Annotated in this window: 23 protein-coding genes; 14 read left to right on the top strand and 9 right to left on the bottom strand. The window is 53.7% G+C overall.

Translation table 11 applies throughout. From position 1 onward, the window contains the following. Positions 1-101: 101 nt before the first annotated feature. A complete protein-coding gene (locus ACOTXC_RS03510; RefSeq protein WP_022649249.1) occupies positions 102-425 on the top strand; it encodes a cupin domain-containing protein in 324 nt (107 codons plus the stop codon). 33 nt (positions 426-458) lie between these two features. Here the strand turns inward: ACOTXC_RS03510 and wzz(fepE) are convergent, their stop codons facing one another. Next, a complete protein-coding gene (wzz(fepE), locus tag ACOTXC_RS03515; protein WP_421767406.1) occupies positions 459-1,595 on the bottom strand; it encodes an LPS O-antigen length regulator Wzz(fepE) in 1,137 nt (378 codons plus the stop codon). A gap of 543 nt (positions 1,596-2,138) precedes the next feature. On the opposite strand from wzz(fepE), the gene ACOTXC_RS03520 reads away from it, so the two are divergent. Genes ACOTXC_RS03520 through ACOTXC_RS03535 form a run of 4 tightly spaced genes read left to right on the top strand, consistent with a single transcriptional unit; the run spans position 2,139 to position 6,364 of the window. Further along, positions 2,139-3,029 carry a carbohydrate ABC transporter permease gene (locus ACOTXC_RS03520; protein WP_003862825.1) on the top strand — a complete coding sequence of 297 codons (891 nt, stop codon included), beginning with the start codon at positions 2,139-2,141 and terminating at the stop codon, positions 3,027-3,029. After that, on the top strand, positions 3,022-3,924 hold the full coding sequence (locus tag ACOTXC_RS03525; protein WP_022649251.1) for a carbohydrate ABC transporter permease: 903 nt from the start codon (positions 3,022-3,024) through the stop codon (positions 3,922-3,924). The genes ACOTXC_RS03520 and ACOTXC_RS03525 overlap by 8 nt, the downstream gene beginning before the upstream one ends. Positions 3,925-3,936: 12 nt before the next feature. Continuing rightward, on the top strand, positions 3,937-5,064 hold the full coding sequence (locus ACOTXC_RS03530; protein ID WP_023306863.1) for an ABC transporter ATP-binding protein: 1,128 nt from the start codon (positions 3,937-3,939) through the stop codon (positions 5,062-5,064). A gap of 13 nt (positions 5,065-5,077) precedes the next feature. After that, on the top strand, positions 5,078-6,364 hold the full coding sequence (locus tag ACOTXC_RS03535; RefSeq protein ID WP_023298522.1) for an ABC transporter substrate-binding protein: 1,287 nt from the start codon (positions 5,078-5,080) through the stop codon (positions 6,362-6,364). A 70-nt stretch (positions 6,365-6,434) separates the two neighbouring features. On the opposite strand, the gene ACOTXC_RS03540 is transcribed toward ACOTXC_RS03535, so the two are convergent. The 3 genes from ACOTXC_RS03540 to kduI all read right to left on the bottom strand — a co-directional run bounded on the left by ACOTXC_RS03540 (position 6,435) and on the right by kduI (position 9,824). Continuing rightward, on the bottom strand, positions 6,435-7,850 hold the full coding sequence (locus tag ACOTXC_RS03540) for a sugar porter family MFS transporter (RefSeq protein WP_023298523.1): 1,416 nt from the start codon (positions 7,848-7,850) through the stop codon (positions 6,435-6,437). Positions 7,851-8,162: 312 nt separating this feature from the next. Then, entirely contained in the window at positions 8,163-8,924 is a 762-nt protein-coding gene (gene kduD / locus ACOTXC_RS03545; protein ID WP_003862835.1) for a 2-dehydro-3-deoxy-D-gluconate 5-dehydrogenase KduD, read from the bottom strand. A 63-nt stretch (positions 8,925-8,987) separates the two neighbouring features. Next, entirely contained in the window at positions 8,988-9,824 is an 837-nt protein-coding gene (gene kduI / locus ACOTXC_RS03550; protein ID WP_017382863.1) for a 5-dehydro-4-deoxy-D-glucuronate isomerase, read from the bottom strand. A gap of 300 nt (positions 9,825-10,124) precedes the next feature. Here kduI and ACOTXC_RS03555 point away from each other — a divergent pair, with 300 nt between their 5' ends. Then, positions 10,125-11,300, top strand: coding sequence for an oligogalacturonate lyase family protein (locus tag ACOTXC_RS03555; protein WP_022649254.1), 1,176 nt, complete (start codon positions 10,125-10,127; stop codon positions 11,298-11,300). Positions 11,301-11,717: 417 nt separating this feature from the next. Here ACOTXC_RS03555 and ACOTXC_RS03560 read toward each other — a convergent pair whose 3' ends face one another. The 3 genes from ACOTXC_RS03560 to ACOTXC_RS03570 all read right to left on the bottom strand — a co-directional run bounded on the left by ACOTXC_RS03560 (position 11,718) and on the right by ACOTXC_RS03570 (position 14,856). Continuing rightward, positions 11,718-12,401, bottom strand: coding sequence for an oligogalacturonate-specific porin KdgM family protein (locus ACOTXC_RS03560; protein WP_022649255.1), 684 nt, complete (start codon positions 12,399-12,401; stop codon positions 11,718-11,720). Positions 12,402-12,718: 317 nt separating this feature from the next. Further along, complete coding sequence (locus ACOTXC_RS03565; protein ID WP_022649256.1) at positions 12,719-13,897, bottom strand: acetyl-CoA C-acetyltransferase; 1,179 nt, start codon at positions 13,895-13,897, stop codon at positions 12,719-12,721. A gap of 92 nt (positions 13,898-13,989) precedes the next feature. Beyond that, entirely contained in the window at positions 13,990-14,856 is an 867-nt protein-coding gene (locus ACOTXC_RS03570; RefSeq protein WP_032626067.1) for a LysR family transcriptional regulator, read from the bottom strand. A 101-nt stretch (positions 14,857-14,957) separates the two neighbouring features. Here ACOTXC_RS03570 and ACOTXC_RS03575 point away from each other — a divergent pair, with 101 nt between their 5' ends. Continuing rightward, positions 14,958-15,422, top strand: coding sequence for a multidrug/biocide efflux PACE transporter (locus ACOTXC_RS03575; RefSeq protein WP_421767407.1), 465 nt, complete (start codon positions 14,958-14,960; stop codon positions 15,420-15,422). A 116-nt stretch (positions 15,423-15,538) separates the two neighbouring features. Then, positions 15,539-16,768: an amino acid permease gene (locus tag ACOTXC_RS03580; protein ID WP_022649259.1), complete on the top strand. Its 1,230-nt coding sequence runs from the start codon at positions 15,539-15,541 to the stop codon at positions 16,766-16,768. Positions 16,769-16,801: 33 nt separating this feature from the next. Here the strand turns inward: ACOTXC_RS03580 and ACOTXC_RS03585 are convergent, their stop codons facing one another. Both ACOTXC_RS03585 and yjdI read right to left on the bottom strand, forming a co-directional pair. Next, positions 16,802-17,074: a GNAT family N-acetyltransferase gene (locus ACOTXC_RS03585; protein ID WP_006811846.1), complete on the bottom strand. Its 273-nt coding sequence runs from the start codon at positions 17,072-17,074 to the stop codon at positions 16,802-16,804. Positions 17,075-17,084: 10 nt separating this feature from the next. Further along, a complete protein-coding gene (gene yjdI, locus ACOTXC_RS03590; RefSeq protein ID WP_022649260.1) occupies positions 17,085-17,315 on the bottom strand; it encodes a 4Fe-4S mono-cluster protein YjdI in 231 nt (76 codons plus the stop codon). 452 nt (positions 17,316-17,767) lie between these two features. On the opposite strand from yjdI, the gene ACOTXC_RS03595 reads away from it, so the two are divergent. From ACOTXC_RS03595 to cydB, 6 genes are all read left to right on the top strand, one after another. Further along, the gene (locus tag ACOTXC_RS03595; protein WP_022649261.1) at positions 17,768-17,956 is read left to right on the top strand and encodes a general stress protein; all 189 of its coding nucleotides are present in this window, start codon (positions 17,768-17,770) and stop codon (positions 17,954-17,956) included. A gap of 90 nt (positions 17,957-18,046) precedes the next feature. Beyond that, complete coding sequence (locus tag ACOTXC_RS03600; RefSeq protein WP_003862851.1) at positions 18,047-18,544, top strand: ferritin-like domain-containing protein; 498 nt, start codon at positions 18,047-18,049, stop codon at positions 18,542-18,544. 62 nt (positions 18,545-18,606) lie between these two features. Then, positions 18,607-19,113, top strand: a complete 507-nt coding sequence (locus ACOTXC_RS03605) for a ferritin-like domain-containing protein (RefSeq protein ID WP_022649262.1) — start codon at positions 18,607-18,609, stop codon at positions 19,111-19,113. Between the two features lie 17 nt (positions 19,114-19,130). Further along, positions 19,131-20,003 (top strand): manganese catalase family protein, encoded by an 873-nt coding sequence (locus tag ACOTXC_RS03610; protein WP_022649263.1) that lies wholly within the window; start codon positions 19,131-19,133, stop codon positions 20,001-20,003. A gap of 70 nt (positions 20,004-20,073) precedes the next feature. Further along, positions 20,074-21,477: a cytochrome ubiquinol oxidase subunit I gene (locus ACOTXC_RS03615; protein WP_003862857.1), complete on the top strand. Its 1,404-nt coding sequence runs from the start codon at positions 20,074-20,076 to the stop codon at positions 21,475-21,477. Next, the gene (gene cydB / locus ACOTXC_RS03620) at positions 21,477-22,487 is read left to right on the top strand and encodes a cytochrome d ubiquinol oxidase subunit II (protein ID WP_022649265.1); all 1,011 of its coding nucleotides are present in this window, start codon (positions 21,477-21,479) and stop codon (positions 22,485-22,487) included. The genes ACOTXC_RS03615 and cydB overlap by 1 nt, the downstream gene beginning before the upstream one ends. Positions 22,488-22,492: the final 5 nt, after the last annotated feature.

Below are 22,492 nucleotides of genomic sequence, written 5' to 3' on the forward strand. Positions count from 1 at the left end.
CTTGTGATCGCCTTTCCAGTTATTTGGCTAAACGTTTTCTTTTCGCTGCGGCTGAGATAAGTTAAATGAAACAATGTTTCATTACATAACAGGGCGAAAATATGTTTATTTTCCATAAAGAGACCACGCTTGAGGATTTGGGCAACGGCGTGACGCGTCGTATTCTGGCGCACGATGGCAGGATGATGGCGGTGGAAGTGAATTTCGAGCAAGGTGCGATTGGCCCGCTGCATAACCACCCGCATGAGCAGCTCACCTACGTTCTCTCGGGGGAATTTGAGTTCACCATTGGCGAGGAAAAGCATGTGGTGACGGCGGGCGACACTCTCTATAAAAAGCCGCACGTGATGCACGGCTGCGTTTGCCTCAAACCCGGCACCTTGCTGGATACCTTTACGCCGGTACGCGAGGATTTCCTGAAATAAAAAAAGGCGCTCATCAGAGCGCCTTTTTTCATGTTATTCCGTAACCGGCTCAGGAAGTTGTTCCGGCAGCGGGCTGCGGGAGCGCATTGCTTCGCGCAGCAGCACGCTGCCACAGGCGAACAGCCCACCCAGAATACCCGCCAGCAGCACGATCAGTGCTTTGCCCGGGCCATCTTTTTTCACCGGCATAGAAGGAGAGAGCTGGTATTTGAACGGCTCCAGGCTCACGTCTTCGAAGGAGAGTTTTTGCAGCTGCGCCAGATAGTATTCGCGGTTCTGGAAATCGGCGTTCAGCTCAGAAACATCCTTCAGATTTTTTTCAATCTGCAATTTCTGCGCAATCCCGTCCGCGCCGAGCGCGACGGAGTAATCCGGATCGTCTTTCACCGCCTGTCCGTTACTGTAAACCGGCTTTTTGATCCCTGCCGCGTTCGCCACTTCCAGCGAGTAGTTAAGGCGTTGCAGGTTGGTATTGTGGATATTGGTCAGTCGAACCCGATCCAGCTCCAGCTGCTGCTGAACCGTTTTGGTTCTCAGGATCAGCTGATCGCGGATGTTTTGCATGGTCTCCTGCTCGACGATGCGGGAAATGTACTGAATGTAACCATTTAACACTTTCTGCGCGTCCTCTGCCGTTGGGGCAGTGAAGCTTAACGTCCAGGATAGATACGGTGCTTTATCAGCATTTTTTTCCTGGGTGTTATCAATAGCCTTCATCTTTTCGGCGATATTGACCACCGCGCGGTGCAGCTCCAGCGGGTCAACCTCGGTGCCATCGAGCTGAGCCATCACGTAAGGAGAGCTCTTCATGTACTCTTCAAGCAGGGACTGAGACTGAAACTTTTTGATAAACAGATTAAATACATCCGCACGGGTAACTTTAACGTCCACATCAAGCACCTGCAGCGTCACCATCATCTGGCGCAGCGAACTCCACTGCGTCTGTTCCGCTGGCGTAATGACCGCTTTACTGGTCCATTTTTGCGGTATCAGGAAGGCGATTGCCAGGCCGACCAGTGCAAATGCAAACACAATGGTAATGATGCGTTTTTTTGCTGCCAGCAGGACGTCCAGCAGACCCAGGAGATCTATTTCTTTAGCGCTCACCGCCGGGGGAGCATAGTGAGGAAAGTTGAGATCCGTATGTTGTTTGAAATCCATTGCTGACATAACTGTTCTTCTTTTAAGGATGCAGTGAAATTCTGCCTGACTGGTTCCGGTTTGAGAAATCATACAAGAATGTAAGAATTATCTGAATGCCGAATTGGTACATCTGTAGACCTGCTATCAGATCTGGTAGTTAGCCACGCTGCGTGACTAATGTTTTTCCCGTTTCCACTTGTGCTTCGTATCGCCTCCTCGCAGCCCCGACGAACGTCCGTGAAAAGGCAAAAATGCCACCTCCCTCACTATATTGAAACAGCGTTTCGACGCTGATCACATTTCCATCATTAAGCGAATGACGCAGAAATAAATCGCAATAATATAAAATAAAACGATGTTTTAGTATCCAAGAACGGCGGTTCAGCTCTTTTGAAACCCAACGCATTTAGCGCAAAGAGGAAGGCAAAAAAGCGTTAAAAAACAATTTTATATTTAGCCGACGCCAGATATTGCACCCTAAAATTCAGCTCTCATGCCGCGCGATGCTGGCCTGGGAAGATGTAACAAAGCAGATTCCGTTTTAAACCATTGATCGCCAGGTAGGTATGTATGAATGAAAACAAGCTGCTGGGGCTCGCATGGATATCACCCTACATCATCGGGTTGATACTCTTTACGGCATTCCCCTTCGTCTCATCATTTTTCCTCAGCTTTACGGATTACGATTTGATGAGTCCGCCGGTGTTTAACGGCATCGAAAACTATCGCTACATGTTTACCGAAGACACGCTCTTCTGGAAATCCATGGGCGTGACCTTTGCATACGTATTTTTAACCATTCCGTTAAAGCTCGCCTTCGCATTAGGGATTGCCTTTGTCCTGAACTTTAAATTACGCGGCATCGGATTTTTCCGTACTGCCTACTATATTCCGTCGATCCTCGGCAGTTCCGTCGCCATTGCCGTATTGTGGCGCGCCTTATTTGCCATCGATGGCCTGCTGAACAGCTTTATCGGCGTATTTGGTTTTGACCCGGTGAACTGGCTGGGTGAACCGTCACTGGCGCTAATGTCCGTTACCCTGCTGCGCGTCTGGCAGTTCGGTTCCGCGATGGTCATCTTCCTGGCCGCGCTGCAAAACGTACCGCAGTCCCAGTATGAAGCGGCGATGATCGATGGCGCATCGAAATGGCAGATGTTCATGAAGGTGACCGTGCCGCTGATTACGCCGGTGATCTTCTTCAACTTCATCATGCAGACCACGCAGGCGTTCCAGGAATTTACCGGGCCGTACGTGATCACCGGCGGCGGGCCGACCTATTCGACCTACCTGTTCTCGCTCTACATCTACGACACCGCGTTTAAGTATTTCGATATGGGTTATGGCGCGGCGCTGGCGTGGATCCTGTTCCTTGTGGTGGCCGTCTTCGCCGGTATCGCCTTTAAGTCGTCGAAATACTGGGTGTTCTACTCCGCCGATAAAGGAGGCAAAAATGGCTGATATTCAACAACTCTCCACGGCAAGAAGCATCGCCGAACGCGAAGTAGCCCGCACGCTGCGCAGAGAGAAAATCAACGCCACCGTTCGCTATGCGATCCTGCTGTTTGTCGGCCTGCTGATGCTTTACCCGCTGGTGTGGATGTTCTCCGCGTCGTTCAAACCGAACCACGAGATCTTCACCACCCTGAGCCTGTGGCCTGCCCATGCCACCTGGGACGGCTTCATCAACGGCTGGAAAACCGGCACCGAGTACAACTTCGGCCACTACATGCTGAACACCTTTAAGTATGTGATCCCGAAAGTGATCCTGACCATTATCTCCTCCACCATCGTGGCGTATGGCTTTGCCCGCTTCGAGATCCCGTGGAAGAAGTTCTGGTTCGCCACGCTCATTACCACCATGCTGCTGCCAAGCACCGTGCTGCTGATCCCGCAGTACCTGATGTTCCGTGAGATGGGCATGCTGAACAGCTATATGCCGCTGTACCTGCCGCTGGCCTTCGCCACCCAGGGGTTCTTCGTCTTCATGCTGATCCAGTTCCTGCGCGGCGTCCCGCGTGACATGGAAGAGGCGGCGCAGATTGACGGCTGTAACTCCCTTCAGGTGCTGTGGTACGTGGTTGTGCCGATCCTTAAACCGGCCATTATCTCCGTCGCCCTGTTCCAGTTCATGTGGTCCATGAACGACTTTATCGGGCCGCTGATTTATGTCTACAGCGTGGATAAATACCCGATTGCACTGGCGCTGAAAATGTCCATCGACGTCACCGAAGGGGCGCCGTGGAACGAAATTCTGGCAATGGCGAGCATCTCCATTCTGCCATCCATCATTGTCTTCTTCCTGGCACAGCGCTACTTCGTACAGGGCGTCACCAGCAGCGGAATTAAAGGTTAAGAGGGAAATACCATGGCTGAAGTTATTTTCAACAAGCTGGAAAAGGTCTACTCCAACGGTTTTAAAGCGGTACACGCTATCGATCTTAAAATCGCCGAAGGGGAATTCATGGTGATCGTCGGCCCATCCGGCTGCGCCAAATCCACTACTCTGCGCATGCTGGCGGGACTGGAAACCATCAGCGGCGGCGAGGTGCGTATCGGCGACAAGATCGTGAACAACCTCGCGCCGAAAGAGCGCGGGATTGCGATGGTGTTCCAGAACTACGCCCTCTATCCACACATGACGGTGCGCGAGAATCTGGCCTTTGGCCTCAAGTTGAGCAAGCTGCCGAAAGATCAGATTGAGTCCCAGGTGAATGAAGCCGCTAAAATTCTTGAGCTTGAAGAGCTGCTTGACCGCCTGCCGCGCCAGCTTTCCGGCGGCCAGGCGCAGCGCGTGGCGGTAGGCCGTGCGATTGTGAAAAAGCCGGATGTGTTCCTGTTCGATGAGCCGCTTTCAAACCTCGACGCCAAACTGCGCGCCTCAATGCGTATCCGTATTTCCGACCTGCACAAGCAGCTGAAGAAATCCGGAAAACCGGCCACCACCGTTTACGTGACCCACGACCAGACCGAAGCGATGACCATGGGCGACCGCATCTGCGTGATGAAGCTCGGCCATATCATGCAGGTGGATACGCCGGACAATCTCTACCACAAGCCGAAGAACATGTTCGTAGCGGGCTTTATCGGCGCGCCGGAGATGAATATACGCAAAAGCGTGCTGGTCGAAAAAGCGGGACAGCTGCACATCGCCATTGGTGATGAAAGCATGCCGCTGAACGCGGAGAAGCAGGAGAAAGTCGCCGCTTACGCGGGTCAGGAGATCTTCTTCGGCGTGCGTCCGGAATTTGTGTCGCTCTCTGATGAGCCCTTCCCGAACGGCGGCTGTAGTGGGGAGATGGTGCGCGTTGAGAACATGGGCCACGAATTCTTTGTGTACCTGAAGGTCGCGGACTACGAACTGACCGCCAGAATCCCGTCCGATGAAGCTAAACCAATGATTGATAAGGGACTTCATCGTAAGGTGTATTTCACGTTTGATATGAATAAGTGTCATATTTTTGACGCAAAAACTGAACAGAACCTCTCTCTCTGATGGAGTGATAAAAATGAAAAAAGTGCTTTTAAGCGCAGCTATCTCCGCGACCCTGGGCCTTACCGCTTTGCCATCGATGGCGCAGAATGTGGATTTACGGATGTCCTGGTGGGGCGGCAACGGCCGTCACCAGGTCACCCTGAAAGCGCTGGAGGAGTTCCATAAGCAGAACCCGGACATCAACGTGAAAGCGGAATACACCGGCTGGGACGGTCACCTCTCCCGTCTGACCACCCAGATTGCGGGTGGAACCGAGCCAGACGTAATGCAGACGAACTGGAACTGGCTGCCGATCTTCTCCAAAACCGGTGACGGCTTCTACGATCTGAACAAGTTGAAGGAGGTGATCGACCTGTCGCAGTTCGATCCCAAAGAGCTGCAAACCACCACCGTGGATGGCAAGCTGAACGGCATTCCGATCTCGGTGACGGCGCGGGTGTTCTACTTCAATGACGAAACCTGGAAAAAAGCGGGTATTGCGTACCCGAAAACCTGGGACGAGCTGATGGCGGCCGGTAAAACCTTCGAGAGCAAGCTCGGTAAGCAATACTATCCGGTGATCCTGGAGCACCAGGATACGCTGGCGCTGCTGAATTCGTACATGATCCAGAAGTACAACATTCCTGCGGTGGATGAGAAAACCAAAAAGTTCAGCTACACAAAGGAACAGTGGGTGGAGTTCTTCCAGACCTACAAAAAGCTGATCGACAGCCACGTCATGCCGGACACCAAATACTATGCCTCGTTTGGTAAGAGCAACATGTATGAGATGAAGCCGTGGATCCAGGGAGAATGGGGCGGCACCTATATGTGGAACTCCACCATCAACAAATATTCCGACAACCTGAAGCCACCGGCGAAACTGGAGCTGGGCAGCTACCCAATGCTGCCGGGTGCCACCGACGCGGGCCTGTTCTTCAAACCGGCGCAAATGCTGTCGATTGGTAAGTCGACCAAAAACCCGGAAGCGGCGGCGAAGCTGATTAATTTCCTGCTCAACAGCAAAGAAGGGGTCGATACGTTGGGCCTTGAGCGTGGCGTACCGCTGAGCAAAGTGGCGGTGCAGTATCTGACCGAAGACGGCACCATTAAAGAGGACGATCCTTCCGTGGCAGGCCTGCGTCTGGCGCAGTCGTTGCCGGCGAAACTCACCGTCTCGCCATACTTTGACGACCCACAGATTGTGGCGCAGTTCGGTACTTCTTTGCAGTATATCGACTACGGGCAGAAAACCGTGGAAGAGACGGCCGCTGACTTCCAGCGTCAGGCGGAGCGTATTTTGAGACGTGCGATGCGGTAAACACTAAGCCGCTTACCCGGCCTACACGGTATCGTAGGCCCGGTAAGCGAAGCGCCACCGGGCAATTACATTACACGCCGATATTACGTAGTTTCTCCCCTCTCATCAGCTTGCGTTCAATATGCTCCAGGGTCACGCCCTTGGTTTCGGGGATCAGCCAGAAGGTCACACCGATAAACGCCACGTTCAGCACCGTATAGAGCCAGAAGGTGCCTGCCGCGCCAATCGCATCCAGCAGCGTCAGGAAGGTCGCGCCAATGATCATGTTCGACACCCAGTTGGTGGTGGTGGAACAGGTGATACCAAAGTCACGGCATTTCAGCGGCTGTATTTCAGAGCACAGGATCCACACCACCGGCGCGGCGCTCATCGCGTAACCGGCGATACACATCATGGTCATGCCCACGGAGAGCCAGGAGAGGCCGCTTGACGCCGTGCCATTATCGAACTGCATCAGGCAGTAGCCAAGGATTAAGGTGCCGAGCGCCATCACGCTAAAGCCAATTTTCAGGGCGGGTTTACGTCCGGCCTTATCAACGGTGAACACCGCGATAAAGGTGGCGAACATAAAGGTCAGCCCCACCACCAGCGTGGCGATCATCTGCTGTTCGGTGGTGGTAAAACCGGCCATTTTAAAAATGCGCGGGGCGTAATACATAATGATGTTCATCCCCGTAAACTGCTGCATCGCCTGTAACAGCATGCCGAGGAACACCGCGCGGCGCACGTTGCGGTTCGCCTTAAACAGGGACCAGCCGCCCTGCTTCAGCTTCAGGCTTTCGCGGATTTCGTTCAGCTCTTCACGCGCTTTTTCAGACGTGTCGCGCAACATGCGCAGCACCTCTTCCGCCTCCACGTGACGCCCTTTTTGCGCCAGCCAGCGCGGGCTGTTCGGCAGGAAAATGACTAACACAATCAGCAGCAGCGCAGGCAGCGCCAGCACGCCAAGCATTGCCCGCCAGTTGCCGCTGTAGCTAAAGTACGTATCCGACAGAAACGCCAGCACGATACCGAGCGTCACCATCAGCTGATACATACTGATCATCTTCCCGCGCACGTTCTCGCTTGCCATTTCAGAGAGATAAAGCGGCGCGGTGTAGGACGCGATACCCACCGCTACGCCAAGCAACACGCGTGAAAGCAGCAGCACTTCTATGTTTGTCGCAAACGCGGAGCCAATGGAGCCTGCGACGAACAGGATCGCCCCAACCATCAGGCTGTATTTGCGCCCGAGACGGAACGACAGCCAGCCGTTAAACAACGCGCCGATGGCCGCGCCCAGCATCATGCTGCTCACCACCCACTCTTGCAGGCGGTTGCTTAACGTAAAGTGGTCGGTAATAAAGGGCAGTGCGCCAGCGATAACGCCGATATCCAGACCAAACAGTAGACCGGCTACGGCGGCCGCAACAGAAACAAACTGGTTCATGCGTCGGGTATCGCGCAGCGCAGCGGGCATAAGGGTAGAGTCATTTATAGATGTCATAGTTTCCTGCCTCAACAGCGAAATTCGTTAAGTGAAATTACGAGATACCGGAAGAAAGTGTCAGGTCGGAACTGGTGAAGATATGGATTATTTCGCTACGACATACCGTTCTGTGATGGACATTACAATTTCAAATCAGGGTGGTTTAACCTTATTTTTTATTAATTAGTTAATATTTAAGCAATAAATGTGTGATACCCGTCATTTATTCCTTTTTAGTATGGATTTTTCATCTTTAAGGATATGGATAAAGCCAATTTTGGCGCAAAAAAAACCTCTACCCGAGGGCAGAGGTTCTTTATTAAGGCTGAATTAACGTGCCAGCCAGCCGCCGTCAACGGCGACGGTATAGCCGTTAATGTAATCCGAAGCCGGAGAAGCCAGGAACACAACCGGGCCCATCAGATCGCTCGGCAGACCCCAGCGACCCGCTGGAATACGTTCCAGAATTGCCGCGCTGCGCTCTTCATCAGCACGCAGCTGCTGGGTATTGTTGGTGGCCATGTAGCCCGGCGCAATCGCGTTGACGTTGATATTGTGCTGCGCCCACTCGTTCGCCAGCAGACGGGTCACGCCCATCACGGCGCTCTTCGATGCGGTGTAAGACGGTACGCGGATGCCGCCCTGGAAAGAGAGCATGGAGGCAATATTGATGATCTTGCCGCCTTTCCCCTGCGCGATGAAGTGCTTCGCAGCCGCCTGGGACATAAAGAACACGCTCTTGATGTTCAGGTTCATCACGTCGTCCCAGTCCGTTTCGCTGAAGTTAATCGCATCTTCACGGCGAATCAGGCCCGCATTGTTGACCAGAATATCGATATGCCCGAACTCCGCCACCGCGCGATCCAGCAGTTCAGGGATCGCATCGATTTTGCGCAGGTCCGCGGTCAGGCTCAGGAAACGACGGCCCAGCGCGGTGACGCGCTCGATGGTTTCCGTTGGCTCTACGATGTTAATCCCGACGATATCACAGCCCGCTTCCGCCAGACCTAACGCCATACCCTGCCCCAGCCCGGTGTCACACCCGGAAACCACAGCCACTTTACCCTGCAGAGAAAATGCATCCAGAATCATGTTTGTTCCTTAATCGTTCAGCGCCTGTCACCAACAGGCAGATGTGTGCTTAACTGCCTGCGACTAGCGCAGATCCTTAACAGCGACGTGGTCCATGTCATCGAAGACCTGGTTTTCACCGACCATACCCCAGATAAAGGTATAAGCTTTCGTTCCCACGCCAGAGTGGATGGACCAGCTTGGCGAAATGACCGCCTGCTCGTTGTGCATCACGATATGGCGAGTTTCCTGCGGCTGTCCCATCATGTGGAACACGCAGGCATCTTCATCCATGTTGAAGTAGAAATAGACTTCCATGCGGCGCTCGTGGGTATGGCACGGCATGGTGTTCCACAGGTTGCCCGGCGCAAGCTCGGTCAGCCCCATGCTGAGCTGGCAAGTTTCCAGCACATCCGGTACGAAGTATTTATTGATGGTGCGGCGGTTGCTGGTGAGGTTGTCACCAAGGGTCACCGGGGCAACGTCCGCTGGCGTGACTTTTTTGGTTGGGTAAGTCGTATGAGCCGGGGCGCAGTTGTAGTAGAACTTCGCCGGTTTGCTGCCATCGATGCTGGCGAACACCACTTCTTTCGCGCCTTTTCCGACGTACAGCGCGTCACGGTGACCAATTTCGTAGCACTGGCCATCGACGGTTATGGTGCCCGGCCCGCCAATGTTAATCACGCCCAGTTCACGGCGTTCGAGGAAGTAGCTCACGCCCAGCTGTTTGCCCACTTCACCGCCCACGGACACGGTTTTCGCCACCGGCATAATCCCGCCCACAATAATGCGGTCAATATGGCTGTAGACCATGGTGTACTTGTCGGCTTCGAACACTTGCTCAACTAAAAACTCACTGCGCAGCCCCTGAGTATCCAGCGTTTTTGCGTGCGCACTGTGGATGCTTTGTCTGACGTCCACGTAAACCTCCAGAATTGATCGTGCCCGAAGGCAAAGATGAATAACGAAACAATGTTCCGTTTTCGTGATGAACACATATTATCCCCTGTACATGGGGTTTTCAATTACATTTAAAACAACGTTTCATTTTTTCTGTATGTTTATGCCAGAAATGGTGTTTCGATCACGATAAATCTTTAAGCCCCTCAATCTGGCTAAAGAAACTGAGAATTTGCGCTGTCAGTCACACACAATGAAACGATGTTTTGATAATTTAACACCTAGTTTTCAACCTATATTACGCGTTCAAAGGAGTGCATTATGGCTAAAGGTATGCGGGTCAAGCTGAACTACGAGGTAAGCCGCGATCCGGATACAGGCGTGGAAGTTACCCGCCTGACCCCACCGGAAGTAACCTGTCATCGCAACTACTTTTACCAGAAGTGCTTCTTTAACGATGGCAGCCACCTGCTGTTCGCCGGGGAGTTCGACGGTCACTGGAACTATTACCTGCTGGATCTGAAAAACGCCGAAGCGGTGCAGCTGACCGAAGGCGCGGGCGATAACACCTTTGGCGGGTTCCTCTCTCCGGACGATCAATCCCTCTACTATGTGAAGAACGATCGCACCCTGCTTGAGGTGGATTTAAAGACGCTGGCAGAGCGCGAAGTGTACCGTGTCCCGGAAGAGTGGGTTGGCTACGGCACCTGGGTCGCGAACAGCGACTGCACCAAACTGGTGGGTATTGAGATTGCCAGACGTGACTGGACGCCACTCAACGACTGGAAAATTTTCCACGACTTCTTCCACAAAGGGCCGCACTGCCGCCTGCTGCGCGTTGATCTAAAAACGGGTGAAAGCACCACCATCCATGACGAGAAGATCTGGCTGGGACATCCGATTTATCGCCCGTTCGATGACAATACCGTGGCCTTCTGTCATGAAGGGCCACACGACCTGGTTGACGCCCGCATGTGGCTGGTCAACGAAGATGGCAGCAACGTGCGGAAAGTGAAAACGCACGCGGAAGGGGAAAGCTGCACGCATGAATTTTGGGTGCCGGACGGGTCCGCGCTGATCTACGTCTCTTACCTGAAAGGTCAGCAAGGGCGCACCATCTCCCGCTTCAATCCGGACACCGGCGTGAATGAAGCGGTAATGAACATGCCCGCCTGTTCGCACCTGATGAGCAACGTCGACGGCACCATGCTGGTTGGCGACGGTTCCGGCACGCCTGTCGATGTGAAAGACACCGGCGGCTACACCATTGATAACGATCCTTATCTGTATGCCTTTGACGTGGCGAAGAAAGCCTATTACCGCATTGCCCGTCATGACACTTCCTGGGCTACGGTGGCGAACAGCCGCCAGGTAACCCACCCGCATCCGTCCTTCACGCCGGACGAAAAAGCGGTGCTGTACAGTTCCGATAAAGACGGCAAACCAGCCCTCTATATCGCGAAACTCCCCGAGCAACCTGAAATGTTGCATGCCTGAATGAGTTAGTGTTTCTGTAACTGGCCTTGCCCTCCGATTCGGAGGGCTTTTTTTTGGGTGATTGCGGCGCTTTTTGCCGGGTGGCGCTAACGCTTACCCGGCCTACGAAACGACTGATTGGAGAGAAAGTGTATGCCGGGTAAGCGCATCGCCATCCGGCATACGAAACGACGGAGTGGAAGGAAAGTGTAGGCCGGGTAAGCGCATCGCCATCCGGCATACGAAACGACGGAGTAAAAGGAAAGTGTAGGCCGGGTAAGCGCAGGGCCACCCGGCATACGAAACGACGGAGTGGAAGGAAAGTGTAGGCCGGGTAAGCGCAGGGCCACCCGGCATACGAAACGACGGAGTGGAAGGAAAGTGTAGGCCGGGTAAGCGAAGCGCCACCCGGCGGTTTTTAGCGAAGAAGCTGGATTATCAGAAGGAGTACGCCACGCCTAAACGGAAACGGGTCTGGCGTTCGTCAGTGTCTTTAACCCCCACGTTGCCCACCTCAACATACGGTGCCCAGTTTTTATCCCATTTGTAGGCCAGCTTGGCGTTATATTCATTGGAATAATCTTTATTGTTATTTCGGGCCACGCCTTCAGAGCTTTTCGCGTAAACATAGTTCAGCTCGGTACGCCAGTCACCTAATACCCAACCGACCCACGCATCACCACGGTTAACTTTATCATCGTCCTTATTTGAGCTTGACGGGTAGCGGGTATATTCATAACGGTAACGCGCGGCCACGTAGAAGCCATTATCGAAACTATATTGCACATGCAGATTCGGTTTATAAATGGTACGACTGTCTGTGCTTTCAATCGTAAACGCAGGCGTCAGGGCGATATTGTCTGTCGCTTTCCAGCGCCAGCTAATCTGATCTTCGTGACCGTTCCCCACCACATCCGCGAATGGCTGATCTGCCTTGTCCCCGCCTGATTTCCACTTCGCCTCGACTGAAAAACCGAAGCCATTATCAAAGCGGTGCGAGACGGCAACACGGTCGGCATTCGAGCCGCTGTCAATATATTCGTGACGCAGATCGACGGTAACGGCGCTAACCGCAAAAGAGGCACTAATAAGGGAAGCAAGGAGCAGAGATTTCTTAAACATGAAAAAACCCTCAATTAAAATAACGTTTCGTTTTTATGAAACTTGAGTTTATTTTTTATGTACCGTTATTTTAGTGACAAGGATCGAAATTATTTGTTTCATTTTTTTTGGCAAAGATCGACGTGAACCTCATCAACAAAAAAGGCGTATAACGCATAAATTCCAGGCGTGAGATCACACTAAGAACTTCACAAAGCGAATAATTCACCGCGCAATAATTATTGTGGGCTTAAGAAAGAACGCAGAAGTGTTAAAAAAGGATTCTGCGGACATAAAAAAACCTCCCGAGGGAGGCTTTCTATGCGCAGAGGGGGAAATTACCGTTCGATAGCCAGGGCTACCCCCTGCCCTCCGCCAATGCAGAGCGTTGCGATCCCTTTTCGGGCGTTACGCTTTTTCATTTCGTGGACTAGCGACACCAGAATGCGGCAGCCGGAAGCGCCAATAGGATGACCGAGCGCGATCGCACCGCCGTTGACGTTGACCCGCAGCGGATCCCATTCCAGCATTTTCCCGACCGAGATCGCCTGTGCAGCAAAGGCTTCATTGACTTCAATCAGATCTACATCGTTCAGCTGCCAGCCCGCCCGCTCAAGACAGCGGCGCGTGGCATAGACCGGGGCGATCCCCATTAACGCAGGATCAACACCCACGCTGGCAAACGCTTTGATGCGCGCCAGCACCGGCAGCGCCAGCTCCTGGGCTTTGCTTTCACTCATCATCATCACCGCCGCCGCACCGTCGTTAATGGATGATGCGTTACCTGCCGTTACAGAACCGAGCGTTTCGAAGGCCGGATCGAGTTTTGCCAGCCCTTCTGCGCTGGCATCGGTGCGAGGCTGCTCGTCGGTATCAACGATGAGCGCTTCGCCGTTCTGGCGTTGGGTACTGACCGGGACAATTTCATCGCGAAAACGGCCGGAGTCGATCGCTGCACGCGCTTTTTGCTGCGAGCTAAGCGCATACGCATCCTGAAGCTCGCGGCTGATGCCGTATTCCCGCGCCAGGTTTTCCGCCGTTACGCCCATATGGTAGTCGTTGAAGGCGTCCCACAGCCCGTCATGAACCAGGCTGTCAAGCAGCTGACTGTTCCCGAGCTGCGCGCCGGTCCGGCTGTCGGTCAGGACATGCGGGGCGCGGCTCATGTTTTCCTGCCCTCCGGCAATGACCACGTCCGCTTCACCGCACTGGATGGCCTGCGTCGCAAGATGGAGCGCTTTCAAACCTGAACCACAGACGTCGTTGATGGTAATCGCCGAAACGGTATTAGGCAGGCCGCCCTTCAGCGCCGCCTGGCGCGCAGGGTTTTGTCCCGCGCCAGCGGTCAGCACCTGGCCGAGGATCACCTCATCAATTTCATGTGCGGCAACCCCGCTGCGTTCCACCAGCGCTCTTACCACCACGCTGCCGAGATCAACCGCAGAGTGACGCGCAAGCGCTCCCTGAAAACAGCCGATAGCCGTACGTAACGCACCCACTATAACGACATCTTTCATCACGACCTCTGTGCAAAATGACATGACGATAGTAGAGGATTGTTATCAACAATTGACGCAAATGTTTAAAATTAGTGAGTTTAGTCACAGGATTATCGTGCGTCCTGCAAGTACTGGCGCAGCCAGCTTCCGGCGACGCCGGGCGGGGTTCTTTTGTTCCATACCAGATCGATGGCAATCGACCTCGGCCAACCCGGCACGTTCAGCTGCACCAGCGATTTCGATGCGGCAAATTCGTCGACCAGCGCGCAGGGTAACGCGCACCAGCCAAAGCCCTGTACAGCCATGCTTAGCAGCAGCAGGTAGTTCGGCGCAGACCAGACCGGCCCGCGCGCAAGGGGCGCTTCCCGTTCAAGATAGGTACTCAGCCGCAGCTCGCGCCAGCCATGCAGCTCGTCCGCCTGCGTCTCATGTTGCCCTGCCAGAGGATGTCCGGCAGAAACGTAAATAGCCATCCGCGTCTGCATAGGCAGGCGGGTCGCGCCAATATCGGTCGGGTAGCTGTCGCGTGCTTCCGTCAGGCCAATTTGCGCCCGCTCCTTTTGCAGCAGATCGATCACGTCCTCCTCTTCCCCAATCAGGCACTCAAATTCGGTGTGCGGAAAACGCTGGTCGAACTGGCTCATCATCTCTTCCAGCACGGCCGGGTTAAGCGTATCGGAGAGAACAAAGGTAAAACGCGCCTCCGTTTGCGCCGTTAAGGATACGGCCAGCTCATCAAGGCGCGCGCTGGCGGCGAGGATTGACTGGACATAGCCCAGCACCTGTTCACCCTGGGCGGTTAACACCGGGTGACGGCCCGAGCGATCAAACAGCTCAAAGCCAAGGTCAGCTTCAAGGTTGGCGATGGAGGTGCTGATGGTGGACTGGCTTTTACGCAGCCGTCGTGCCGCAGCTGAAAACGAACCTGCGGCGACAGTTTCAACAAACGCGGTCAGTGCTTCGGGAGAATAACGCATGATGTATCTACTTTATCGATGGATACCATCTTTTATATATCACCTTATGCGATAAGAATAGGCCGCATTAACGCCCATTCTGGCGTCTATATGAGGTAAATATGCAACATCAGGATGCACTCCAACGTAAATTGCCGGAGCGGATCTTCCATGCCGTCTGTTTTGAAGGTATTGCTACGGCGATCCTCGCCCCTATGGCCGCGTGGCTAATGCAGCGCTCGGTGGTTGAAATGGGGGGTCTCACTATTATTCTGGCGACCACGGCAATGCTCTGGAACATTACCTATAACTTTGGCTTCGACCGTTTCTGGCCTGTCCAGCGGGTGAAGCGCACGGCAAAAGTGCGCGCCCTGCATGCGCTGGGTTTTGAATGCGGCTTTATTGTGATTGGCGTAACCATCGTTGCCGCCGTGCTGGGCGTGACGCTGTTCCAGGCCTTCACGCTGGAGATTGGTTTCTTCCTGTTCTTCCTGCCGTACACCATGCTCTACAACTGGGTGTATGACACCCTGCGGGAGAAAATTATCAAGCGCCGCCAGCAACGTCGCGCCCTGGCAAGCGAATGACCTTCCGGCCGGAGACCTTCTCCGGCCCAACCCCAGCGAAGCAACGGCGACCTCAACGCATAATTATGGTAAATTGCACTCCTTTTTGTTCGTTTTATAGTTGATACGTTGCTCTAATGTCGAAAATTTGGTCAAAAGAAGAGACTCTCTGGAGTTTCGCCCTCTACGGCACTGCCGTGGGCGCAGGAACCCTGTTCTTGCCCATTCAGCTCGGCTCTGCTGGCGCAATTGTCCTGCTGATCACCGCCCTTGTGGCGTATCCCTTAACCTACTGGCCGCATAAAGCGCTGGCGCAATTTATTCTGTCGTCGAAGACGAAAGGCAACGAAGGGATCACCGGTGCCGTTTCCCATTACTACGGCAAAAAGATCGGCAACCTCATCACCACGCTCTATTTCGTGGCCTTCTTTGTGGTGGTTCTGATTTACGCGGTGGCGATAACCAACTCACTTACTGAACAGCTGGCGAAACGGATGACGGTGGATACCAGCGTGCGGATGCTGGTGAGTTTTGGCGTGGTGCTGATTTTGAATCTGATCTTCCTGATGGGGCGGCACATCACCATTAAGGTGATGGGTTTCCTTGTCTTTCCGCTGATCGCCTATTTCCTGTTTGTCTCGCTGTATCTGACGGGCAGCTGGCAGCCGTCGCTGCTGACCAGCCAGATGGCCTTCGACCAGCATACGCTGCACCAGGTGTGGATATCGATCCCGGTGATGGTTTTCGCTTTTAGCCATACCCCGATCATCTCGACCTTCGCCGTAGATCGTCGCGAGAAATACGGTGAAGAGGCTATGGGTAAATGCAAAAAAATCATGAAAGTGGCGTACCTGATCATCTGCCTCAGCGTGCTGTTCTTTGTGTTCAGCTGCCTGCTTTCGATTCCACCGTCCTATATCGTGGCGGCAAAAGAGGAAGGGGTGACGATCCTGTCCGCGCTGTCGATGATGCCTTCGTCCCCGGCATGGCTGGGCATTTCCGGTATTATCGTGGCAATTATAGCGATGTCGAAATCGTTCCTCGGCACCTATTTTGGCGTGATTGAAGGGGCAACGGAAATTGTGAAATCGTCGCTGAATCAGGTGGGGGTGAAGAAAAGTCGCGCCTTTAACCGCGCGGTTTCGATTCTCGGCGTGTCGCTGATTACCTTTGCGGTCTGCTGCATCAACCCGAATGCGATCTCGATGATTTACGCCATCAGCGGTCCGCTTATCGCCATGATCCTGTTCATCATGCCGACGCTGTCGACGTACCTGATCCCGTCGTTAAAACCCTACCGCTCCATCGGTAACCTGCTGACGCTGATTGTGGGTGTGCTGTGTGTGTCGGTGATGTTTGTCGGTTGAGTGTGCTGCCCGGCGCAATGCCGGGCATCTGTTTTACGCCCGAATATCGTCATACTCCCGCGTATTATCAAACTCATGCTTCGCAAACGGACACAGCGGGATAATTTTACGGTTCTCCCCGCGCATCTTCTCTACCACCTTCGCCACCAACTGCTTACCCACACCCTGCCCTTTCAGGCTCGGATCCACATCGGTGTGCTCGATGATGCTCAGATGCTCGCCGGTCGGGACAAAGACGATCTCCGCAACCTGATTGCCTTCGGCGTCGTTGACATAAAACTTGTTATGGCCTTCAAGAATATCCATGGTTCCTCACTTATTTTAGGCGGTACTTCAGCGCACCGCTCGGGCAGGTATCAATTACGCGCGCAACAGTTTCTGCATCCACTTCATCCGGTGCGATCCAGGGTTTACGCTTCAGGTCGAACAGCGCCGCGCTGCCGCGTACGCAGTTGCCCGAGTGTTTGCAGATCCCTGTGTTGAAGTAGACATCGATTTTCTCACCGGTATAGGCCCGGTACCCTGCATCCAGTAGCTCCTGATCCATGACATTGCCTCTGTAATTATTGTGGTGACAAATGCAGCATACCCTCGCCCGATCCGCCTGACCACGTCAAAACGACGATCGGATACACTGTTTTCGGCTCGTTATTTTACTTCTCGCTTAAGACTATTCCGATTATAAAGACTCAGGTCGGCAAGATATATTTTTGCGCTACGTCAATTCTTGTAATCATTTCCGCCGCGTTCATATTAAGATTATTAGCTAAGCGGAATCCTAACGACACAAGTTATTTCCCCCTAAGCAATGGATTTACTTCCGATTTTCAAAAATCGTAACGAAGCGGTATTTTCCCCGCATCTCTTGAAATGGCGCAAAACAACCCAGACAGGAAATTTGACTCTTCTCACATAACGACTAATGTTAATTTCTGAACGACAACTGATACGAATTACTTATCGTATCACCTGACATAAACGCAACATGAGGGTTGATATATGGCAGAGCAACATCGTGGTGGTTCCGGTAATTTCGCGCAAGACCGTGAAAAAGCATCAGAAGCTGGACGTAAAGGCGGCCAGCACAGCGGCGGTAATTTCAAAAACGATCCGCAACGCGCATCTGAAGCGGGTAAGAAAGGGGGACAGAACAGTCACGGCGGGGGCCGTAAATCTGATAACTCCTGATCTTATTTAAAGCTCTTATAAATATACCGAGAGCATGCTGCGGGCCTGTCGGCTCGCAGTACCTTCCCTTTATTTCACTGGAGCGAATATATGAATATGAAAACTGTTGAAGATGTATTTATTCACCTGTTATCCGATACCTATAGCGCTGAGAAGCAGCTGACCCGCGCGCTGAGCAAGTTAGCCCGCGCCGCATCAAGCGAGAAGCTGAGCGCTGCCTTCACGGCTCACCTTGAGGAGACGCAGGGACAGATCGAACGTATCGATCAAATTATTGAGCAGGAATCCGGCCTCAAGCTGAAGCGCATGAAATGCGTTGCAATGGAAGGCTTAATTGAAGAAGCCAACGAAGTTATTGAGAGCACTGAGAAAAACGAAGTGCGTGACGCTGCATTAATTGCCGCCGCACAGAAAGTCGAGCACTACGAAATTGCCAGCTACGGCACCCTGGCCACCCTGGCTGAACAATTAGGCTATAAAAAAGCCGTTAAACTTCTTGCAGAAACACTGGAAGAAGAAAAAGAAACCGATCTCAAATTAACCGATCTGGCTGTCGGCAATATTAATCAAAAAGCCCAGAAAGGATAAATAATAATTTAATGAGCATCAGCACCAACAATTAACCAGAAAATAAATCACAGGAGTTAATTATGAATCATGTAGAACACTACCATGATTGGCTACGCGATGCCCATGCGATGGAAAAGCAAGCCGAATCCATGCTGGAATCAATGGCCAGCCGTATTGATAATTATCCCGACTTACGTGCACGAATTGAACAACACGTTAATGAAACTAAACATCAAATTACCGTGCTGGAAGAAATTCTCGACCGCAATAATATTTCCCGTTCGGTCATAAAAGATTCCATGAGCAAAATGGCGGCGCTCGGCCAGTCCATTGGCGGCATGTTCCCTTCCGACGAAATTGTTAAAGGCTCCATCAGCGGCTACGTTTTTGAGCAGTTTGAAATTGCCTGCTACACCTCTCTGCTGGCCGCGGCCAAACAAGCGGGCGATACCGCCTCCATTCCAGCCATTGAATCCATTCTGGAAGAAGAGCGCCAGATGGCGGACTGGCTGATTCAACATATTCCACAGACGACGGAACAGTTCCTGCTGCGCTCCGACGCGGACGGCGTTGAAGCGAAAAAATAACGGAAGAGGGAGAAACTATGTTTCGACACGTAAAACAGCTGCAATACACGGTACGCGTAGCCGAACCGAATCCGGGTCTGGCTAATCTTCTGCTTGAGCAGTTTGGCGGGCCACAGGGCGAACTTGCCGCGGCATGTCGTTACTTTACGCAAGGATTGAGCGACGACGATCCCGGTCGTAAAGATATGCTGATGGATATCGCGACCGAGGAGTTAAGTCACCTGGAAATTATCGGCACCCTGGTGGGTATGCTTAATAAGGGTGCGAAAGGTGAACTGGCGGAAGGCGTTGAAAATGAAGCGGAGCTGTACCGGTCCATGACCGAAAACGGCAACGACAGTCATATCACTTCCCTGCTCTACGGGGGCGGTACTCCGCTCACTAACTCCGCAGGCGTACCGTGGACGGCGGCGTACGTGGATACCATTGGCGAACCCACCGCGGATCTGCGCTCTAACATTGCGGCCGAGGCGCGCGCCAAAATTATCTACGAACGGCTTATTAACGTAACGGACGATCCAGGTGTTAAAGATGCGCTGGCGTTTTTAATGACGCGTGAGGCAGCACACCAGCTTTCGTTTGAGAAGGCGCTCCAGTCGATCCGTAACAACTTCCCACCGGGTAAATTGCCGCCAATCGAAGAGTACACCAACAAGTACTACAATATGTCTGAGGGGGGAGAAGTTCGCGGAAGCTGGAACAGCGACAAGCACTTCGACTACGTGGAATCTCCTCAGCCAGCGGTAGATGGCGGTGACGGCGGCGCAAGCGTAACGCTCACAACAGAGCAGGCTACGCTGGTCAAAGCAATGTGCGCACGTACGAAATCCGATCCTAAAGCCGATCCGCTTACCGGTGCCGAGCTTGGCGCGGGTAAGAAAAAACCGTAACCGGTTTTGCCAGGCAGCCTGAGGCTGTCTGGCAATGCCTTGTGGGCTATCAGTTCCAGAGGTACGGAGCATGTTCGAGCTTGATGCGTTTCATCTGGCCAGGATACAGTTCGCCTTTACCGTCTCTTTCCATATTCTCTTTCCGGCAATCACCATCGGGCTTGCGAGCTATCTGGTGGTTCTCGAGGGCATGTGGCTTCGCACAAAAAATGATGTCTGGCGCTCGCTTTACCATTTCTGGCTGAAAATTTTCGCCGTTAACTTTGGTATGGGCGTGGTTTCCGGGCTGGTAATGGCTTACCAGTTTGGGACTAACTGGAGCGGATTTTCCCAGTTCGCAGGCAGCATAACCGGCCCTCTGCTCACTTATGAAGTCTTAACCGCCTTCTTCCTCGAAGCCGGATTCCTGGGCGTGATGTTGTTCGGCTGGAACAAGGTCGGCCCCGGCCTGCACTTCTTTGCCACCTGCATGGTAGCGCTGGGCACGCTGATGTCCACCTTCTGGATCCTCGCCTCCAACAGCTGGATGCACACCCCGCAGGGCTTCAGTATTCAGAACGGTCAGGTCATTCCCGAAGACTGGCTGGCCATTATTTTTAACCCCTCATTCCCTTACCGTCTGATCCATATGTCCATCGCCGCCTTCCTGTGCAGCGCCTTGTTTGTGGGCGCGTCCGGGGCATGGCATCTGCTGCGCGGCAACGACACGCCCGCTATTCGCAAAATGTTCTCCATGGCCATGTGGATGGCGCTGCTGGTCGCGCCCATCCAGGCAGTCGTTGGGGATATGCACGGCCTGAATACGCTTGAGCATCAGCCTGCCAAAATCGCCGCGATTGAAGGCCACTGGGAAAATCCGCCCGGCGAGGCTACCCCGCTGCTGCTGTTCGGCGTACCGGATATGGAGGAGGAGCGCACCAAGTACGGGCTTGAAATTCCGGCGCTCGGCAGCCTGATCCTGACGCACAGCCTGGATAAACAGGTCCCGGCGCTGAAAGATTTCCCGAAAGAGGACCGCCCGAACTCGCTCATCGTCTTCTGGTCCTTCCGCATTATGGTCGGCATGGGGCTGCTGATGATTACGCTTGGTGTGCTGAGCGTCTGGCTGCGCTATCGCCGCCGACTCTATCACTCGCGACCATTCCACTGGTTTGCCCTGTGCATGGGGCCAGCCGGACTGCTTGCGCTGCTCGCCGGGTGGGTCACCACCGAAGTGGGCCGCCAGCCGTGGGTCGTCTACGGCTATCTGCGCACGATAGATGCGGTGTCTCTGCACAGCACGTTGCAGATGAGCATCAGCCTGCTGGCCTTTATCGTGGTCTACTGTTCGGTATTTGGCGTGGGTTATGTGTATCTCGCCCGGTTGATAAAGAAAGGGCCGCAGCCTGTCGGCACGCTAACGTCTAATACGTCGGGCACCCCTGCCCGTCCGCTGTCCGCCGCCGAGTCTGTTCCGGAAGAGGAGAAGATCTGATGGGCGTCGATATCCCGGTCATCTGGTTTGCCATTATTGTCTTCGCCACGCTGATGTACATCATCATGGACGGTTTCGATCTCGGTATCGGCATGCTGTTCAGCTTTGTGGGCGATGCCAAAGAACGCGACGTGATGGTGAACAGCGTCGCACCGGTCTGGGACGGAAATGAAACCTGGCTGGTTCTCGGCGGCGCAGGGTTGTTCGGCGCGTTTCCGCTGGCCTACGCGGTGATTATCGATGCCCTGACCATCCCGCTCACGGCCATGCTGATCGGGCTTATTTTCCGCGGCGTGGCGTTTGAGTTTCGCTTTAAGGCGACCCCTTCCCACCGCAAATTCTGGGACTATTCTTTTGCTGGCGGTTCCCTGCTGGCAACCTTCAGCCAGGGGATCGTGGTCGGCGCGATGATCAACGGCTTTGACGTGGAAGGGCGACGCTTTGTGGGCTCCTCGCTGGACTGGTTAACCCCGTTTAACCTGTTCTGCGGGCTGGGTTTGATTGTCGCCTATACCCTGCTGGCTACCACATGGCTGATCATGAAAAGCGAAGGCGCGCTGCAAAACCGGATGCGTGAGCTGACCCGGCACGTGCTGCTGGCACTGATCGCCGTCATTGCGGTGGTGAGTATCTGGACCCCGCTCGGCTGGCAGTTTGTCGCCGAGCGCTGGTTTACACTGCCTAACTTCTTCTGGTTCCTGCCGGTTCCGGTTCTGGTGGCGGTATTCAGCCTGTGGATCTGGCGGCTGACGCGCAATCCCGACAGCCATGCCCGTCCGTTCCTGTTAACGCTGGGCCTGATTTTCCTCGGCTTTAGCGGACTGGGCATCAGCCTGTGGCCACACATTATCCCGCCGCACATCACCCTGTGGGAAGCCGCCGCGCCGCCTGCCAGCCAGCTGTTTATGCTGATCGGCACGCTGTTAATCATCCCGGTGATCCTGGTTTACACCGCCTGGAGCTACTACGTCTTCCGGGGCAAAGTGTCTGATACCGAAGGTTATCACTAAGGATT

It is taken from the genome of Enterobacter cloacae complex sp. IR5428 (genome assembly GCF_049238585.1).
Taxonomy (GTDB): domain Bacteria; phylum Pseudomonadota; class Gammaproteobacteria; order Enterobacterales; family Enterobacteriaceae; genus Enterobacter; species Enterobacter intestinihominis.

What these genes read in the sequence shown, in the direction of transcription:
- ACOTXC_RS03510 (WP_022649249.1), top strand. Translation starts at nt 102, where the DNA reads ATGTTTATTTTCCATAAAGAGACCACGCTTGAGGATTTGGGCAACGGC.
- ACOTXC_RS03555 (WP_022649254.1), top strand. Translation starts at nt 10,125, where the DNA reads ATGGCTAAAGGTATGCGGGTCAAGCTGAACTACGAGGTAAGCCGCGAT.
- ACOTXC_RS03605 (WP_022649262.1), top strand. Translation starts at nt 18,607, where the DNA reads ATGAATCATGTAGAACACTACCATGATTGGCTACGCGATGCCCATGCG.
- ACOTXC_RS03615 (WP_003862857.1), top strand. Translation starts at nt 20,074, where the DNA reads ATGTTCGAGCTTGATGCGTTTCATCTGGCCAGGATACAGTTCGCCTTT.
- ACOTXC_RS03610 (WP_022649263.1), top strand. Translation starts at nt 19,131, where the DNA reads ATGTTTCGACACGTAAAACAGCTGCAATACACGGTACGCGTAGCCGAA.
- ACOTXC_RS03535 (WP_023298522.1), top strand. Translation starts at nt 5,078, where the DNA reads ATGAAAAAAGTGCTTTTAAGCGCAGCTATCTCCGCGACCCTGGGCCTT.
- ACOTXC_RS03525 (WP_022649251.1), top strand. Translation starts at nt 3,022, where the DNA reads ATGGCTGATATTCAACAACTCTCCACGGCAAGAAGCATCGCCGAACGC.
- ACOTXC_RS03575 (WP_421767407.1), top strand. Translation starts at nt 14,958, where the DNA reads ATGCAACATCAGGATGCACTCCAACGTAAATTGCCGGAGCGGATCTTC.
- ACOTXC_RS03600 (WP_003862851.1), top strand. Translation starts at nt 18,047, where the DNA reads ATGAATATGAAAACTGTTGAAGATGTATTTATTCACCTGTTATCCGAT.
- cydB (WP_022649265.1), top strand. Translation starts at nt 21,477, where the DNA reads ATGGGCGTCGATATCCCGGTCATCTGGTTTGCCATTATTGTCTTCGCC.
- ACOTXC_RS03595 (WP_022649261.1), top strand. Translation starts at nt 17,768, where the DNA reads ATGGCAGAGCAACATCGTGGTGGTTCCGGTAATTTCGCGCAAGACCGT.
- ACOTXC_RS03530 (WP_023306863.1), top strand. Translation starts at nt 3,937, where the DNA reads ATGGCTGAAGTTATTTTCAACAAGCTGGAAAAGGTCTACTCCAACGGT.
- kduD (WP_003862835.1), bottom strand. Translation starts at nt 8,924, where the DNA reads ATGATTCTGGATGCATTTTCTCTGCAGGGTAAAGTGGCTGTGGTTTCC.
- yjdI (WP_022649260.1), bottom strand. Translation starts at nt 17,315, where the DNA reads ATGGATCAGGAGCTACTGGATGCAGGGTACCGGGCCTATACCGGTGAG.
- ACOTXC_RS03560 (WP_022649255.1), bottom strand. Translation starts at nt 12,401, where the DNA reads ATGTTTAAGAAATCTCTGCTCCTTGCTTCCCTTATTAGTGCCTCTTTT.
- ACOTXC_RS03565 (WP_022649256.1), bottom strand. Translation starts at nt 13,897, where the DNA reads ATGAAAGATGTCGTTATAGTGGGTGCGTTACGTACGGCTATCGGCTGT.
- ACOTXC_RS03580 (WP_022649259.1), top strand. Translation starts at nt 15,539, where the DNA reads ATGTCGAAAATTTGGTCAAAAGAAGAGACTCTCTGGAGTTTCGCCCTC.
- ACOTXC_RS03570 (WP_032626067.1), bottom strand. Translation starts at nt 14,856, where the DNA reads ATGCGTTATTCTCCCGAAGCACTGACCGCGTTTGTTGAAACTGTCGCC.
- ACOTXC_RS03585 (WP_006811846.1), bottom strand. Translation starts at nt 17,074, where the DNA reads ATGGATATTCTTGAAGGCCATAACAAGTTTTATGTCAACGACGCCGAA.
- ACOTXC_RS03520 (WP_003862825.1), top strand. Translation starts at nt 2,139, where the DNA reads ATGAATGAAAACAAGCTGCTGGGGCTCGCATGGATATCACCCTACATC.
- ACOTXC_RS03540 (WP_023298523.1), bottom strand. Translation starts at nt 7,850, where the DNA reads ATGACATCTATAAATGACTCTACCCTTATGCCCGCTGCGCTGCGCGAT.